This window comes from Paenibacillus massiliensis 2301065 = DSM 16942 (genome assembly GCF_000377505.1).
Classification (GTDB): domain Bacteria; phylum Bacillota; class Bacilli; order Paenibacillales; family Paenibacillaceae; genus Paenibacillus; species Paenibacillus massiliensis.
In genome coordinates this window covers 330041-345031 of record NZ_KB898185.1, presented here as the reverse complement: position 1 = coordinate 345031, position 14991 = coordinate 330041, and the positions used below count along the sequence as shown (strand labels likewise).

The 14991-nt window shown below is 48.9% G+C and carries 16 protein-coding genes; 6 read left to right on the top strand and 10 right to left on the bottom strand.

Features of this window, described 5'->3' with window-relative positions:
• Positions 1–100 precede the first annotated feature (100 nt).
• A complete protein-coding gene (gene flgB / locus D328_RS0101565; RefSeq protein WP_018883184.1) occupies positions 101–508 on the top strand; it encodes a flagellar basal body rod protein FlgB in 408 nt (135 codons plus the stop codon).
• A 313-nt stretch (positions 509–821) separates the two neighbouring features.
• On the opposite strand, the gene D328_RS0101560 is transcribed toward flgB, so the two are convergent.
• Both D328_RS0101560 and D328_RS0101555 read right to left on the bottom strand, forming a co-directional pair.
• Positions 822–2726: a beta-glucoside-specific PTS transporter subunit IIABC gene (locus D328_RS0101560; protein WP_018883183.1), complete on the bottom strand. Its 1905-nt coding sequence runs from the start codon at positions 2724–2726 to the stop codon at positions 822–824.
• 69 nt (positions 2727–2795) lie between these two features.
• Positions 2796–4076, bottom strand: coding sequence for an apiosidase-like domain-containing protein (locus D328_RS0101555; RefSeq protein WP_018883182.1), 1281 nt, complete (start codon positions 4074–4076; stop codon positions 2796–2798).
• Positions 4077–4308: 232 nt separating this feature from the next.
• Here D328_RS0101555 and D328_RS0101550 point away from each other — a divergent pair, with 232 nt between their 5' ends.
• Both D328_RS0101550 and D328_RS0101545 read left to right on the top strand, forming a co-directional pair.
• Positions 4309–5340, top strand: coding sequence for a LacI family DNA-binding transcriptional regulator (locus D328_RS0101550; protein ID WP_018883181.1), 1032 nt, complete (start codon positions 4309–4311; stop codon positions 5338–5340).
• A 68-nt stretch (positions 5341–5408) separates the two neighbouring features.
• Positions 5409–5930, top strand: a complete 522-nt coding sequence (locus D328_RS0101545) for a hypothetical protein (protein ID WP_018883180.1) — start codon at positions 5409–5411, stop codon at positions 5928–5930.
• Between the two features lie 100 nt (positions 5931–6030).
• Here the strand turns inward: D328_RS0101545 and kduD are convergent, their stop codons facing one another.
• The 3 genes from kduD to kduI form a co-directional block, all read right to left on the bottom strand.
• A complete protein-coding gene (gene kduD / locus D328_RS0101540) occupies positions 6031–6786 on the bottom strand; it encodes a 2-dehydro-3-deoxy-D-gluconate 5-dehydrogenase KduD (RefSeq protein WP_018883179.1) in 756 nt (251 codons plus the stop codon).
• Positions 6783–7559, bottom strand: a complete 777-nt coding sequence (locus D328_RS0101535) for a DeoR/GlpR family DNA-binding transcription regulator (protein WP_018883178.1) — start codon at positions 7557–7559, stop codon at positions 6783–6785. The genes kduD and D328_RS0101535 overlap by 4 nt, the downstream gene beginning before the upstream one ends.
• 70 nt (positions 7560–7629) lie before the next feature.
• Positions 7630–8463: a 5-dehydro-4-deoxy-D-glucuronate isomerase gene (gene kduI, locus D328_RS0101530; protein WP_018883177.1), complete on the bottom strand. Its 834-nt coding sequence runs from the start codon at positions 8461–8463 to the stop codon at positions 7630–7632.
• Positions 8464–8761: 298 nt separating this feature from the next.
• On the opposite strand from kduI, the gene D328_RS0101525 reads away from it, so the two are divergent.
• Entirely contained in the window at positions 8762–9223 is a 462-nt protein-coding gene (locus D328_RS0101525) for a hypothetical protein (RefSeq protein ID WP_018883176.1), read from the top strand.
• A 90-nt stretch (positions 9224–9313) separates the two neighbouring features.
• On the opposite strand, the gene D328_RS0101520 is transcribed toward D328_RS0101525, so the two are convergent.
• Positions 9314–9793, bottom strand: a complete 480-nt coding sequence (locus D328_RS0101520) for a C40 family peptidase (protein WP_018883175.1) — start codon at positions 9791–9793, stop codon at positions 9314–9316.
• Between the two features lie 272 nt (positions 9794–10065).
• Here D328_RS0101520 and D328_RS28200 point away from each other — a divergent pair, with 272 nt between their 5' ends.
• Positions 10066–10305 carry a hypothetical protein gene (locus tag D328_RS28200; protein ID WP_018883174.1) on the top strand — a complete coding sequence of 80 codons (240 nt, stop codon included), beginning with the start codon at positions 10066–10068 and terminating at the stop codon, positions 10303–10305.
• Positions 10306–10477: 172 nt separating this feature from the next.
• On the opposite strand, the gene D328_RS0101510 is transcribed toward D328_RS28200, so the two are convergent.
• Positions 10478–10786, bottom strand: coding sequence for a hypothetical protein (locus tag D328_RS0101510; protein ID WP_018883173.1), 309 nt, complete (start codon positions 10784–10786; stop codon positions 10478–10480).
• A 243-nt stretch (positions 10787–11029) separates the two neighbouring features.
• Here D328_RS0101510 and D328_RS0101505 point away from each other — a divergent pair, with 243 nt between their 5' ends.
• Positions 11030–11353: an MGMT family protein gene (locus D328_RS0101505; protein WP_026280965.1), complete on the top strand. Its 324-nt coding sequence runs from the start codon at positions 11030–11032 to the stop codon at positions 11351–11353.
• Positions 11354–11658: 305 nt separating this feature from the next.
• Here D328_RS0101505 and glpK read toward each other — a convergent pair whose 3' ends face one another.
• Genes glpK through D328_RS0101490 form a run of 3 tightly spaced genes read right to left on the bottom strand, consistent with a single transcriptional unit; the run spans position 11659 to position 14989 of the window.
• The gene (gene glpK / locus D328_RS0101500; protein WP_018883171.1) at positions 11659–13191 is read right to left on the bottom strand and encodes a glycerol kinase GlpK; all 1533 of its coding nucleotides are present in this window, start codon (positions 13189–13191) and stop codon (positions 11659–11661) included.
• Between the two features lie 14 nt (positions 13192–13205).
• On the bottom strand, positions 13206–14141 hold the full coding sequence (locus D328_RS0101495; RefSeq protein ID WP_018883170.1) for a transketolase family protein: 936 nt from the start codon (positions 14139–14141) through the stop codon (positions 13206–13208).
• A gap of 2 nt (positions 14142–14143) precedes the next feature.
• Entirely contained in the window at positions 14144–14989 is an 846-nt protein-coding gene (locus tag D328_RS0101490) for a transketolase (protein ID WP_018883169.1), read from the bottom strand.
• Positions 14990–14991 lie beyond the last annotated feature (2 nt).

The window sequence follows — 14991 nt, the reverse complement described above, 5'->3', positions numbered from 1 at the left end:
GCACTTTTTCTACGAAATAGATTGACTTGATGGACGCTGCTCTTATAAATTGTATATATACGTAAAATCGTGAAAATGGCGATTGAGAGAGGAGCCAGCCATGATTCATTCGAATACCAATAGCATGCACGCTTCCTTGCTAGTAGCGCTCAATGCGAAGAATAGAGCGATTGCCAATAACGTCGCGAATGCAGATACGCCTTATTACAAGGCCCAATCCGTTGTATTCGAGGAAGAATTAAGACGCAAGCTGGAGCGTGATAAGAACGGTGAGCTAAGGATGAGACGCACAGATCCTAGGCATATGCCGACTCCAGTAAGCTCTAACGAGGTTGCCTATCAGGTAGTCCAATCACAGAACACTGCTATGAATAATAACTTCAATAACGTCGATGTGGATAAGGAAATGTCGGAGCTGGCCGAGAACCATCTGATGTATAACTATACCATTGACCGGGTCAACGGGTATTATTCAAGAATGAAGAATCTACTGTCTCAACTGAAATAATAGCAAAGTTGTAGTAAAAGCGGGGCTATTCCATGTAGGTATCTACTGGGATAGTCCTTCTTTTTCGTGGAATATAAGTGCCCAGGTTCAGCTTGGTATAAATGAACTCATCCGTACAAGCCGGTGTCTAGCCATTGTTCGGGAGTGCACCGACAGACTCCAATATGCTGCGGTAGCCAATTTGGATGATAATAGGTTAGGAGCAGGAGCAAGCAGGAGCAAGCAGGAACAAGCGGGAGCAAGCGAGAACAGGTGGGAACAGGCGGGAGCATAAGAAGGGAAGCAGGTATCTTACCTGCTTCCCTCATGTGTTTTATTTAAGGTTGAACAAAGGCTCGCCTGAGCGGATGTACCCGTGTTCCTTGATGCTAATCTCTGTATATGTTGCAAGGCTGGAGACGATGACGGAGGTCGTCGTATCGTAGCCGGCATTTCGGATGGCTTCGATATCGAATTCGACTAATTTGTCACCCTTTTGAACGATATCACCCTCCTTAACAAAGGTCGTGAAATGCTCTCCCTTCAGCTTTACAGTGTTAATGCCGATATGAATGAGCGTCTCCACGCCTTCAGGCGATACAAGTCCAATGGCATGCCTGGTTTTGAACAGTGTCTGTACAGTTCCCGAAAATGGAGCATAGACCACGCCGACCGTAGGCAGGATTGCGGCTCCTTTGCCCATGGCTCCACTGGAGAAGGCTTCGTCGCCTACTTCACTTAATGGTAGCCATTCGCCCTCTAGAGGACTGAATATAGACACTTCTTGAGGCTGATCTCCAACGTTACGAGTAGATAAGTCTGTTGCTTGGATATCCTTAGCTTGGCTTTCCGTAGGTTGAGCTTCCGTAGCCGCCTGAGTCACGGGCTGATTCTTATACCCAAACAGGTAAGTTAGAACGAAGCCGCCGATGAAGGCAACAACCACCGAAATGAGGAATCCCACAAAGCCTTGGTCCATGCCCTCCGGACCGATAAACATCGGAATACCAAAGATACCGCCGCCAGCAATCGTATAGTAGTTCTTGGCGCCGAACATCCCTGCGATGGCGCCCGCGATCCCCGCAGCGATGGAGGCCAGGATGAATGGCTTCTTCAACGGCAGGGTAACCCCATAGATAGCTGGTTCTGTTACCCCCATAATCCCGGCGATCGTAGCCGAGGTGGCAATAGGCTTCAGACGTGTATCCTTTGTCTTGAGCGAAATGGCAAAAGCTGCACCTGTCTGCGCGAAAATGGTACAAAACAGCATACCGTTAATAGGGTCAAAGCCGTTATTCATAACGTTGTTGAGCAAGATGGGAATGAACGCCCAGTGTAGACCAAAGATAATGACGGTCTGCCAGAACCCGGCCAACAGAAGACCTGCGATGATCGGACTCAAGCCATACACCCACAATGTGCCAGCAGCTAGTTGATTACTGACGAATGTGGCTATAGGTCCAATGGCAAGAAAGACGAGTGGCAGGACAATCAGTATGGTTAACAGGGGTACAAAGAACAGCTTTACGGCTGAAGGTAATACTTTGCTGAAGAACTTTTCGACAATAGCGGCCAAATACGACCCAAGAATGATAGGTATAACGGATGACGTATAACTGATCAGAACTACCGGGATAGTCATAAAGCTAAGAGGCGTACTCTCTGCAAAGGCGGCCGTCATGGTTGGATACACAAGGGCGGCTCCGATTACTGCCGATATATAAGGATTCCCTCCGAATTTCTTAGCGGCAGAGAAGCCAAGGAAGATAGGGAAGAAATAGAATAAGGCATCCGCTGCAGCGAACAAAATTTTGTAAGTACCCATATCGTCGCTTAACCAATTCAGGGTTACGAATAAGGAGAGTAGACCCTTGAGAATCCCGACGGCTGATAGCACGCCAACCACTGGCATGAACACACCAGAGATGACATCTACAAAACGACTAAATAGGCTTCCTTGTGTATCCTTCTCCACAGGGGCAGCTTCTGCCGATATGCCCGGTAGTTTTGTTAATTCGGCATATACCTTTGGTACGTCATTCCCAATGACGACCTGGAATTGCCCGCCGCTGTCCACGACCGTCATGACTCCGTCAATCTGTTTGACTTGTTCCTTATTGGGCAAGCTGCTGTCTTTGAGCTTGAAGCGCAGACGGGTCATGCAGTGCATGACACTGTTCACATTACCTGCTCCGCCAACCGACTTCAGAATTTCCTGGGCTGTTTTCTCGTAATTCACTCTAGTCACTCCTTGCAGTAATAATACTCATCAGGTGTATGCGCTTTCTAATGAGAGGCACATAGATGCCTATTTTCGCTTGCCAATGACCACGACATCCTTCTCAAAACGGTGCATAGCAATGACGGATTTCCCATCGTGGGTTGTAATCTCTGTACAGGCGAATCTTCTGGCTGTCAGATCAATGGTTGTGAAGCTGTAATCCTGGACGTCCAGATTCAAGCGAACCTTAGTGTTGACCGGAATGTACAGGACAATGGTGGTATCGTTCGCGGCGGCACGAATTTCAGGCGTCTCATTGAGTACGATGTCAGCTGGCGAGATCCCGATCAGGTTATAGCTTTCAAATACATATTTGATAAAGGAGTAATCCCATGCCCCTTCAAAGCGGACAGCTTCTCTCCAGTCGTAAGGGGCGTCAAAGCCTTCCCCTTCGACGATCCCGAACTTTTTGCCTTGTTTGTGCCAGCTCCAGATGCCGTGTGCTCCATAGGTGATACCTGCTCCACCACCAGCCAACAGGCTCTGCCAAGCGGCCTTCCGCGCATCGAAGGCAGAGTATCTGCCGTATACATTGCGGCTGTAGCTGATCTGTTCATAGCAGGGTTCGCCGTTAATGACTGGACGTGTGCGTGGACGTGTATAAAAATTCTCGGCAATCTCATAAGCTGTCGCTTGAAACTCGGAATTGTGACCAGATTGGTACATGTAAAAATCCAGGCCATCATGCTGCTCCAGTGTATCCGGGATCTCCCGTAGCCGTCCTCGAATATGGAGCGTTTTCAAGCTGTTCGGACTCAAGGCATGCACAACCTCAAGGGCTTTGGTGTAATACGCAATAGCTTGCTCGCTTGGAAAATCGGTATCACCGCTGACCAGGTAGATCGGATTATATTTGGAGAAGCGTTCCACAGCGTATCGGACATACGGCTCAACACAGTCAAAGGGCATTTTATTCCCTTCCTGAAACATCCCAGCCCAAGTATCTGGTACATAATTGCACCACAGCAGCACGAGGGCTGGAATGAAGCCACGCTCAAGAGCCATGCCAAGCATCTGCTCAGCGCGGTCAAAATATTTTACATTCAACTGCCGATAGTCATAGGAGCCATCTTCCTGTAGTAAGAAGGGTTCCATTCGGAGATCCGATTCACTTGCATCCCACTGGCGCAGGATATTAATCTGAAGCACATTAAAGCCCTGTAATTTTCGATAATCGAGATATTCTGCCCATTCTTCAAGGGAGGCGTTGGTAAATGCACTCCATACCGTATCCGCTAAATAAAATAACGGCTTACCATTTAGCTCAAAGGCTCTTTCATGGCCCGCAACAGTTACCTTCACACTCATCACCTAGCCTTTCAGCACATTTCATTTAGTTTATTTTAGGTAAACTAAACTGCAAATAAAGTGTTTTTAACTAAAATAATGCGTTTTCATCTGAATATTAGCACCGAAATATCATTTAGTCAAATGAATTTTGCGGATATAAAAGTTAGTTTAGTTTAGTTAATTTTATGAAATTTTGTGTATGATAATGTTATAATTTAGAAAGCACTAATACTATTCAGGAGTGGTATGCATGAAAATAGATGATATTGCGAGACTGGCGGGGGTATCCAAGGCGGCTGTCTCCCTTGCTCTCAATAATAAAGCTGGTGTGAGTGAAGCGACACGCCAGCATATTTTGGAGATCTCACAGGCCCACGGGTATACCCCGCGGACTTTCAAAACGAACAAAACGTCAACTAAAAACAATTCCATCATTCGTTTTGTAGCCTGCAAAAATACGGACATCATTACGGATCGGTATGAATCTCAGCCGTTCTTTAATGAGTTGATTCATCATCTGACGGCTTATGCAAGAGAGCAGGGACATACGCTGATTATCTCCTCCATACCGATTCAGAAGCTGCATGAGGAGATCCAGACGCTGGAACAGGAGCAGCCTTCCGCAGGGATTTTAATGCTGGGCACGAATTTAACGGCATCACTCCTAGAGGACGTCTTAGCTGTTCATCCACATATCGTGATATTGGATACATGGTTTGAGCATTTGGATGCCAGCTTTGTAGCGATTAATAATTATCTTGGAGGTTATCAGGCGGGCAGACACCTGCTGTCACTGGGATACAAGAGTATTGCTTACGTCGAATCCGATGTGCGTATTCTGAATTTTGTGAAGCGAAAAGAAGGCTTTATGGCTGCGCTTAAAGAGGCAGGCATGGAGCTTGAAGGGAATTTTGCGATGGAGCCCATGTTGGTTGTGTCACAGGATGCTTTCAAAACAGAGATAGGCCATGTGAAGCAACTGCCCGCAGTCGTTTTTTGCGAGAATGATTACATGGCGATCAGTGCGATTAAGACATTTCAGGAGCTTGCTGTAAAGGTTCCCGAAGAAGTGGCTGTCATGGGCTTTGACAATATTCTGGAAGCCAAGGTGATAAGCCCTGAGCTCACGACTATTCATGTGAAGAAAGATGTAATGGCCAAGACGGCGATGGATATCCTGCTGCGAAAGATCAATGACCAGGAAGACCACAATAGTGGGGTTCTGATTAACACGGAGGTTGTCGAGCGTAACTCATGCCCCCCTCAGGCTGTCAGGAAGTGATTCTAAGTATTACAATTTCAATAAAGAACACACTATTCATGTGAATTACTGTTAAGGAGGGGACAAGCGTGGCCCGAGGCAATATAAAGGTTCCATTCGGCTATGAGCCGCCCGTTGAACAGGAGAAGGGAACTTTAATTTATTATGACACGTTCGAACAGATTACGGATTCGGAGCTGGAGCAGTTCATGCATACGGCTGAGCAGCGTAGCTTTGCGACCGTCGTGCTTTATCCTCTTCATGAGGAAACGGCTAGACGCATGTCCAAGCAGCCGGTTAGCCCTTTTCATAAGCGTGCGAAGAGATTGGACGAGTGGAAGCAGGAGTATGGTCATCTAGAGGCGATTATCCAGAATTGGGATGGTAAAAGAAAGAAGTATACACCAGTGGATACTGCCTTGAAGTATCTGGCAGAGACGTATCCAGCACCTTATTTTGTGTACATGGCTCCTGAGACGGCAGAGCAATTCGCTTCGTATTCGTCTTTTGAAGGCTGGATTACCCGAATTCGTCTAATTCTCACCCATGAGCCTCAGCAGGTTCACCCGCGACTTGAGCAATTCCGCCACCGCTGGGAGTCCGTGCATTAATCTTCGACGCAATTATAGAAGGAAGCCCCGGATTCGATAACGAACCTGGGGCTTCCTGTCACATTACTATACATCAGTAGTGTATTGGTCTATTCGTGTATTATCTAGCCAGCCATCCGCCATCTACACAAAGAACGTGACCATTCATGTAGTCGGAGGCAGCAGAGGCCAGGAAAATAGCTGGTCCCTTCAGGTCTTCAGGAGTACCCCAACGTCCAGCAGGGATTCGCTCTGTAATCGAACGAGTCCGGTCCGGATCATCGAGAATCGGAGCGGTATTGTTAGTCTCCATATAGCCAGGAGCAATTGCATTAATCTGAATGCCTTTGCCTGCCCATTCATTTGCGAAGGCTTTGGTCAATCCAGCTACTCCGTGCTTGCTTGCTGTATACCCTGGTACGTTAATACCTCCCTGGAAGGACAGCATGGAGGCAATGTTGATGATTTTGCCACTACCTCTAGCAATCATATGCTGACCTGCAAGCTGCGACAGGAGGAATACAGAATTCAGGTTCAGGTCGATGACAGCGTTCCAATCCTGCATACTGTGCTCTGCAGCAGGGGCGCGGCGGATAGTGCCAGCATTGTTGATCAGAATGTCAATACGCCCGGTCAGGGTCAGCGCTTCCTGGAATACAGCCTCGATCTGATCGATCTGGCCCAGGTCGGCAGAGATGGACAATGCTTTACGGCCCAAAGCAGTAATAGCCTGTGCAGCCTCCTCGCTACCGGAGCGTGACACCATAACGACATCTGCGCCAGCCTCCGCCATAGCTATGGCAATCCCTTCTCCCAGTCCTCCCGAGCTTCCGGTGACAAGGGCTGTTTTTCCTTCAAGACTAAACAATGGTTTCATAGATCGGACACTCCTTCAGTTGTGCAAATCATACTTATTCCAGTGGCTTGGAAAGCCTTCAGCATATCTCCAGTGGGTAATCGGTCTGACAATACGGCATTCAGTTGACTCAGCTGTGCGAAGGTGCGCAGGGCGGTCTGTCCGAATTTGTGATGATCGGCTACGGCGTAGACCTGCTGTGCAGTATCCACGAGCGCCTTCTTGAAGTCAATGAAATCCCCTGTGTAGACGGATAGTCCATGCTCCCAGTGAACGCCGGTGCTGGATACGAACGCCTTTTGAATATTTAAATGCTGAACATAATTGACACCCTCAGGACCCGTCAGCATATTGCGTACACGATAGCCGCCAGGAATAACCAGACGAATCAAGTCTTTGGTGGCCAGCTCACTGATAATATGAACATCGTTGGTGATCACCGTGACAGGAGACGACCCCAGAAGACGAGCGATCGCTAGTGTCGTACTGCCACCGTCGAGTGCAATAATGTCATTCGGTTCAATGAGCTGGGACGCGAGCTCGGCAATGTGCTGCTTCTCATCGGCATTCTTGACACGGGTCTCTTTCTCCGGGAGGATTCCAAATTGCTCACGATTCGCCAGCATGGCTCCGCCGTGGACACGTACGACCAGACCTTGTTCTTCCAGTCGCTTTAAATCCTCGCGTATCGTCTTGCCTGTCACCTTAAGCCGCTGGCTTAGTTCATTTACGGTGATTTCCTTATCGGTTAACAGGGCTTCCATGATCTTCTCATATCGAAGCAAAGGGTTCATACGACATACATCCATTTCTGTGCGATTGAGCGGTACATGAGTATGCTCTATATCAAATGTGGGTGACGAATTACTTCAGACGCTTCATTTCTACGCCATCCATATCCTCGAATACTTGATTCTCACCAGCCATCCCCCAGATAAAGGCATAGTTGCTGGTACCAACACCACTATGAATGGACCAGCTTGGAGAGATAATGGCCTGCTCGTTGCGAACTACAACGTGGCGTGTCTCCTCAGGCTCTCCCATCAGATGGAACACAACGCTGTCTTCAGGCAGGTTGAAGTACAGATACACCTCAGAGCGACGATTGTGGGTATGGGCAGGCATCGTGTTCCACATATTCCCTGGCTCAAGCACCGTCAGTCCCATGACGAGCTGACAGCTTTGAATGCCTTTCTCGTGGATGAAACGGTAGATTGTACGGTCGTTAGAATTCTCAATCGAACCTAAATGAACATTAAATGCGTCATCTGGGCCTGTCTTGGCTGTAGGGTATGCATGATGGGCAGGGGTAGAGTTCAGATAGAATTTGGCTGGTTGTGCAGGATCATTGCTTGCGAACAGCACATCCTTCGCGCCGAGCCCAACGTACAGGCATTCACGGTGCCCCAGCTCATAGGTTGTACCGTCAACCTGGATGGTGCCGCTACCGCCGATATTGATGACCCCAAGCTCTCGACGCTCCAGGAAGGTATCCGCGCCAATGACCTTCGAATCCGCTTTCAACTCAATGGAGCCTTTGACAGGAACAGCTGAGCCAATAATATAACGGTCAACGTGAGAGTATACAAGCGTCAGCTCATCAGGGCTGAACAGCGAATCAATCAGGAATTCATCGCGCAGGCGAGTAGTTTTGAAGGATGAGACCTCATGTGGATGAGAAGCATAACGGTTTTCCATGTGAATTCTCCTTTGTAGTTCATTTTGTTTAAAATTATGTTTATATAAGTTTAAATTACTCCATATATGTTTATTTTGCAAGTCTTATATCATTAACTATTTAAACTTTATGTTTTCGTTAGTTGTAGATCATGGAGATCATTGGACGCATGACAGGTGTTTGGTTCAGGGAACGATCTGCGGTATGATAGAGGTATGGATACATGGGGACATCGAATCTAAAGATAATTTATTGAATACTAATGCCACGGAAATGAAAGTTAAGGGCTGTTACCATAACTAAGGAAGGAAGCCGCTTATGCTTCAGGAACGATCGGATGATGAAATATTAATTAGTAAGCAGTCAGGAGCGCTATGGAGCAGGCGAGGACAGGAGCTCGCACTGTGGCTGGAACGACCGAAGATTGTACTCCACCCTAAGCAGACCATGCTCCTTGAAGGAGTGGAGGTGGACGCGGAGCTATATAAGAGCCTATCTCTGCTGCGAGAGAAGAGGGTGCGTACAGAATTTTCGTGTGCAGGTGTAAGTCCCTTGGATGAGCCGGAGGAGCATTCCTTGTATGCCTATGTGACATTGTATGCTGATGACAGAGCGGAGAGGTTCGTGCAGCTGGCCATGGGGATGATGGGACGACGTCTGCTTGTCACTTATGAACCAGGCCGGGGAAGGTATGATCTGTCTTCCTTCTTCCTGGGCCATAATCGCTCGTTTTGCCGATGGATAGAGCACTGTGCAGAGCGATTCACGATGAATGAGTAAAGACAAGACCCGAAGGGCACTGTCGTGCACCTTCCCGGGTCTTGTCCTGGATGTGGATATAACGTTATGGCAGGGGGGCATAAAGTAGGCTTAGTAGTGGCGTGCTGTAATGTAGCGGCTGCCCCAATAGCCCGTGTGAATGCTGGAGACCACAACGCCCTTGCCAGGAGAATTGCCGATGAACTGACCGTTCCCTATGTATATGCCAACATGATTAATTTGACCCGGCTTGCTCACGCTGAACATGACCAGATCTCCTACAGCCAGATGGGCCTTGCTCGCTACTGGTGTACCGAATCTCGTCTGGGCTTTGGAGCCCCAAGGGATATTAATGCCATTTTGCTTGAATACGAATTGGGTGAATGAAGAGCAGTCAAAAATGAGACGACCTGCATCTCGTACACCGAATTTGTACTTTACTTTGCCCTGGTACGCCTTGGCGGTGTTTACAATTTTGTGACCATTGGTGGCATAGATTTCCTGAGCGGAGGCTTGTCCTGCAATGGACATGGAGGCTCCCGTAAAAATCATTGAAAGAGCTAGCGTAGATGCTATAGCCATTTTCTTCATGATAACACATCCTTTTTCCATTGATGGGATTTAGCACTTGCTAAGGATTACGATACCATGATCGGGAAGTGGGCTACCTTAGTGGATTGATGGGTGAGTTGTAAATAAAATGTAACTTTTTTGTTACTTATGCATTTCAATTAACGAATTTCGCCATTCAACCGATAATATAGGTATTTCATACTAAACCCGTTTTTGAGGTAGTCTAACAGATCACGGCAAGAACTCATGCAATGGGACTATGACATCAGGGGAGTACAGGAGGGGTACCAATGACAGTAAATGGCTATACCCGGAAGGGCTTGCTATACTTGCGCATGTCGTGTGGATTTCATAAAATGGGAGACTATCGTGAGGAGTATTCGGTGAGCCCGGGTGATAAGCTGATGTCACATCTGACGCGTCGTACTTATATCGTTACAGAGATCCACACAGGGATGGAGAGCTATGCCGAGCTTGCACTCTACTCCAAGGAACAAGCAGAAGAGCCATTAGAAGCTGGGCGTGACTAGTATTTAGCTTTTTCATGAAGCATGTCCATATGATAAAATGAGCATAAACAAGAGAACTGGTGCAGCGGCATAGCCTGTCACCGGTTCCTTGCTTTGCTCTCTTGTGAGGTCCGATTTGATCAGGGTGAGACCATGAATCAAGGCGGCTTGTCGTACTCGAACGGTAACGAAATCAATAACAGCTGAACGCTTCGACCCGCCGCAGATCAATGCCGAAGTAGAACCAGTTGCGTCCCGTCCATCTGAATCCGGCAATGGAGGAAGGACCTACAAATACCGGGTAGAACCAAAAGCGTTGGCCATTCTCAAGCCAGACAAACGTGAATTTGAACAGGCAGCCAGCAATCCCGCCCGGATCTACCGCATACAGGCTGGTAAGCGGTCTTGGTGGTGTGAAGGATGGCGGCGCCGAGGTAGGTGCCTGCGTACCTTGGGGCAGCATGGATGATCCCGGAGGGCCTGAAGGGGGAAGGAAAGACATATGATCACTCCTCTTATTGATTGGGCTCTCACATTGTATGCATGTGTCCCTGTCCGGGTACTTGATACATAAAAATACAACAGAGTAACTAGGTATAGAAAATATAGTGGCGATCAAAGTAGAAAGAATGAAATTGAAGAAAGCTGGAAGCAGAAAGAAGAATAGAAGTAGGAGAGGTAACAGTGATCACGAAGAAGTAAGAGAGGTAACAACGAAGACATAGAAGTAAGAGAGGTAACGATGATGACGAAATTTACCGAGGATGTTATTCGAATCATTGGGCGGATTCCCGAAGGCAAGGTCATGACATACGGTCAGATTGCACGTATGGCAGGAAGCCCACGAGCAGCAAGACAGGTCGTGCGCATTCTACATTCCATGAGCAGCAAATACGGCCTGCCTTGGCACCGGGTCATCAATAGCAAGGGGGAGCTGGGCTTGCAGGAGGATGAAGCGCTGTCCCTGCAGCGCCTGCTCTTGGAGAGTGAAGGCATCGAGCTGATGGGAGAACGAAAGGTCAGTCTGGAGCGGTATCTTTATGATGGCACAGAGCCGGATGAATCATAATTCAGAGTCAACGCTGACAAGTAAAAAAAGGCTAAGTATCGAAAAAGGCTGGAGCATCCATAGGCGAAGAGAAGGCACACGGCTGTAGCCGTCTATCCTTTTCTTCGCCTTGTTTAAATTGCATATACAGTATACTAGTAGCTTGACCGAATCTAATTTCAGGCTTTTCCATTTCGTTCAAAAGAACAGCAAGCTTAACAGAGGTCGACAGGGCTCCCCGCTTGCAGCGGCTCTACACTCACATTTGATCTGGTCAAGGTACTAGTTAGATTGATCTTTCATATGCTCAATTCACAGTGAACAGCCTATGAGGATGCCGTAGTGGCACGGTCCTCACTCTTGTCACTGCCAAGAACAGAACGGACAGCACGCTGCCAGCCCGAATAATGGCGGTCGCGCTCACTGATGCTCATGGACGGTTCATAGGATTGGTACTCAACGCTCTGCTGGGGTAAGTCTGATATAGCATTCCAGTACCCCGTACCTAATCCACCAAGATACACAGAGCCCATGGCAGATAATTCTGCACAGGTAGAGCGATTGACTGTTGCTCCCAGCATATCAGTCTGGAATTGCATTAGCCAGTTGTTGGAGGAGGCGCCGCCGTCCGTCCGAAGATGCCGCAGTACAATACCGGATTGCTGCTGAATGAAATCTACCGCATCCTTTACCTGATAAGCAATGCTCTCCAGAGCGGCTCTCACAATGTGGCCCTTCTTCGTGCCGCGATTCATACCGACAATGGCGGCTCTGGCGTAAGGGTCCCAATAAGGTGCCCCCATGCCAACAAACGCCGGCACCATATACACGCCTTCATTATCCGCGACGTTGTCGATGAGCTGCTGCATTTCTTCGAAAGAAGAGAACAATCCCATATTGTCACGAATCCATTTGATGCTGTCCCCCGTCGTACGAATGACGGCTTCCAAGGCATACGTAACCTTTCCACCAGCTCCCCAGGCAATGGTCGTAACTATGCCTTCACCGCCGTTCACTGGCTGCAGCCCGACATTCATGAGGACCGAGGTGCCAGTGCCATAGGTTGCCTTGCCTGTTCCGCTCTCCAGACATTGATGTCCGAACAGGGCGCCTTGTGAATCGCCAATGACCCCTGATATAGGAACCGCATGATTGAATAACTCGCCTTCTGCTGTATATCCGTAGACCTCGTCGGAGGCTTTGACCTCCGGCAGCAGGGAGAGTGGTACACCGAACAGGGAGGAGAGCTCCTCATCCCATGTCAACGTATGGATATTGAACAATGAGGTTCGGCTTGCATTGGAATAATCCGTAGCATGAACGGCCCCCTGGGTTAGCTTCCAGATCAGCCAGCTGTCCATGGTACCGGCTAACAGTCTACCTTCTGCCAAAAGATCGGCTGCACCCTCGACATGACTAAGAATCCACTTGAACTTGGCTGCAGAGAAATACGGATCAAGCATGAGGCCCGTCTTGGCGCGAACCGCGGGCTCGTGTCCAGCCTTCTTCAAGAGAGAGCAGGTGTCAATGGTTCGCTGACACTGCCACACAATAGCATTATATATGGGTAAGCCTGTTACTTTGTCCCAGATGAGTGCAGTCTCGCGTTGATTCGTAATCGTGACTGCTGCGAGGGCTTCTGCTGATATTCCAGCCGATGTGAGGACCTCGGCCACCGTGTGTCTGACATGATTATAGATCTCGATGGGGTCATGCTCTACCCAGCCTGGTTGGGGGTAATGCTGCTTATGCTCGATGGAGCACTTGGCTATTACGGTACCCTGTTGATCTACAAGCAGGGTTTTGGTTCCAGACGTACTCTGGTCAATCGCCAGTATATACTTAGAATGAAGTTCCATAGATCGTCTGCCCTTTACTTGTTAGTCAGTTGGAGTGCAACTTGTTTGAGATTCTCGCTGCTAATGCCATAGTGCTGGAAAACCTCGGCCGTTTTCCCGGCAATGGCAGGCTCATCCGGAATGCCGAGCACTTTCATGGGAACAGGGTGATGTTGGACGACAACCTCGGCTACAGCAGCTCCAAGTCCACCAAAAATGCTGTGCTCCTCCACGGTAATGATATGACCCGTCTCCTTCGCTGCGGCGATAATGGCTTGCTCATCCAGCGGTTTGATGGTATGCATGTTGATTACGCGGCAGGAGACACCTTCTTTAGCCAGCTCCTCAGCAGCATCCAAAGCTACCCGAACCGTCTCGCCAACGCCGATAATCGTCACGTCCGAACCATCTTTCATCGTAACTGCCTTACCGATCTCGAACGGATAATCGTCCGAAGCGTAGACATCCTCTACGGGATTACGTCCAATTCGGACGTATACACCGCCATTATGCTGTACGAGTGCCTCAGTCATTTTTTTCGTCTCATGACGGTCCGCCGGAATAACAACAGCAAGACCCGGGATGGCACGTGCTACCGCAAGATCCTGAACAGAATGATGGGACATTCCTAGAGCACCATAGCTGACTCCGCCGCTGATTCCGATCAGCTTCACGTTCGTACCAGAATATGCAACATCCACCTTGATTTGCTCGATGCTACGCATGCTGAGAAAGCAAGCAGGGGAGGTTACGAAGGGCTTCTTACCGCTATGGGCTAGACCGGCAGACATGCCGACGATGTTTTGCTCCGCGATGCCAACCTCTACGAACTGCTCTGGATATGCATTCGCGAATGGGGCCATAGCAGCTGAACCGCGCGAGTCACTCGCCAGCACGACAATATCACGATCCTCTTGAGCGAGTTCCATCAATGTATCGCAGATCACTTGACGATTGGGGATTGTATTCATGCTTATTTCACCTGTCCTTCCTCTGTGAGCTCTGCAATGCTTGCCTTCAGTTCTGTCAGTGCACGCTCTAGCTGCTCGTCATCAGGCACATGGTGATGCCATGCAGGTACATTCTCAGCAAAGGAGACACCCTTGCCCTTCACGGTATTAGCCATGACCAGCGTAGGCTTGCCGACTGTCTCCGGAATGGCACGGAAGGCTTGAAGGAGTGCTTCCATGTCATTGCCGTCAATGGATACGACGTTCCAGCCAAAGGCGGTCCATTTGTCCTCTAATGGCTCAAGCCCCATGACGTCCTCAGTGGAGCCACTGATCTGCAGGCGATTGCGATCAATGATTCCGATCAAATTATCCAGCTTGTAGTGAGCGCCCGCCATGGCAGCTTCCCAATTCGAGCCCTCAGCCTGCTCGCCATCGCCCATGAGACAGAACACGCGGTAAGAACGTCCATCCCGCTTGGCTGCGAGCGCCATGCCCACCGAGATGGGAAGTCCGTGCCCCAGCGCACCAGTATTCATCTCAATCCCAGGCACCTTATTGTTCGGGTGTCCAATGAGGCGAGTGCCGAACTGGCTATACGTTGTCAGCTCTTCTTTGGGGAAGAAGCAAAGGTCAGCAAGAATACACCACAGCGATTCAACAGAATGGCCCTTGCTGGCAATGAAACGGTCGCGTTCCTCCCAGTGGGGGTTACTAGGATCAATATTCATAATGTCGTAATAAAGGGCTGTCAGAATATCAGTATTGCTTAGCGAGCCCCCCGTATGTCCTGTTTTGGCACGATGAATAATGGTCAGCAGGTCCATCCGAATCTGGGCAGCTTTTACTTTCAGTTCTCGGATATTCATAG

Excerpts from the sequence above, each read along its gene's own strand:
- flgB (WP_018883184.1), top strand. The coding sequence starts at position 101 with ATGATTCATTCGAATACCAATAGCATGCACGCTTCCTTGCTAGTAGCG.
- D328_RS0101555 (WP_018883182.1), bottom strand. The coding sequence starts at position 4,076 with ATGAGTGTGAAGGTAACTGTTGCGGGCCATGAAAGAGCCTTTGAGCTA.
- D328_RS0101550 (WP_018883181.1), top strand. The coding sequence starts at position 4,309 with ATGAAAATAGATGATATTGCGAGACTGGCGGGGGTATCCAAGGCGGCT.
- kduD (WP_018883179.1), bottom strand. The coding sequence starts at position 6,786 with ATGAAACCATTGTTTAGTCTTGAAGGAAAAACAGCCCTTGTCACCGGA.
- D328_RS0101535 (WP_018883178.1), bottom strand. The coding sequence starts at position 7,559 with ATGAACCCTTTGCTTCGATATGAGAAGATCATGGAAGCCCTGTTAACC.
- kduI (WP_018883177.1), bottom strand. The coding sequence starts at position 8,463 with ATGGAAAACCGTTATGCTTCTCATCCACATGAGGTCTCATCCTTCAAA.
- D328_RS0101525 (WP_018883176.1), top strand. The coding sequence starts at position 8,762 with ATGCTTCAGGAACGATCGGATGATGAAATATTAATTAGTAAGCAGTCA.
- D328_RS0101520 (WP_018883175.1), bottom strand. The coding sequence starts at position 9,793 with ATGAAGAAAATGGCTATAGCATCTACGCTAGCTCTTTCAATGATTTTT.
- D328_RS28200 (WP_018883174.1), top strand. The coding sequence starts at position 10,066 with ATGACAGTAAATGGCTATACCCGGAAGGGCTTGCTATACTTGCGCATG.
- D328_RS0101510 (WP_018883173.1), bottom strand. The coding sequence starts at position 10,786 with ATGTCTTTCCTTCCCCCTTCAGGCCCTCCGGGATCATCCATGCTGCCC.
- D328_RS0101505 (WP_026280965.1), top strand. The coding sequence starts at position 11,030 with ATGACGAAATTTACCGAGGATGTTATTCGAATCATTGGGCGGATTCCC.
- glpK (WP_018883171.1), bottom strand. The coding sequence starts at position 13,191 with ATGGAACTTCATTCTAAGTATATACTGGCGATTGACCAGAGTACGTCT.
- D328_RS0101495 (WP_018883170.1), bottom strand. The coding sequence starts at position 14,141 with ATGAATACAATCCCCAATCGTCAAGTGATCTGCGATACATTGATGGAA.
- D328_RS0101490 (WP_018883169.1), bottom strand. The coding sequence starts at position 14,989 with ATGAATATCCGAGAACTGAAAGTAAAAGCTGCCCAGATTCGGATGGAC.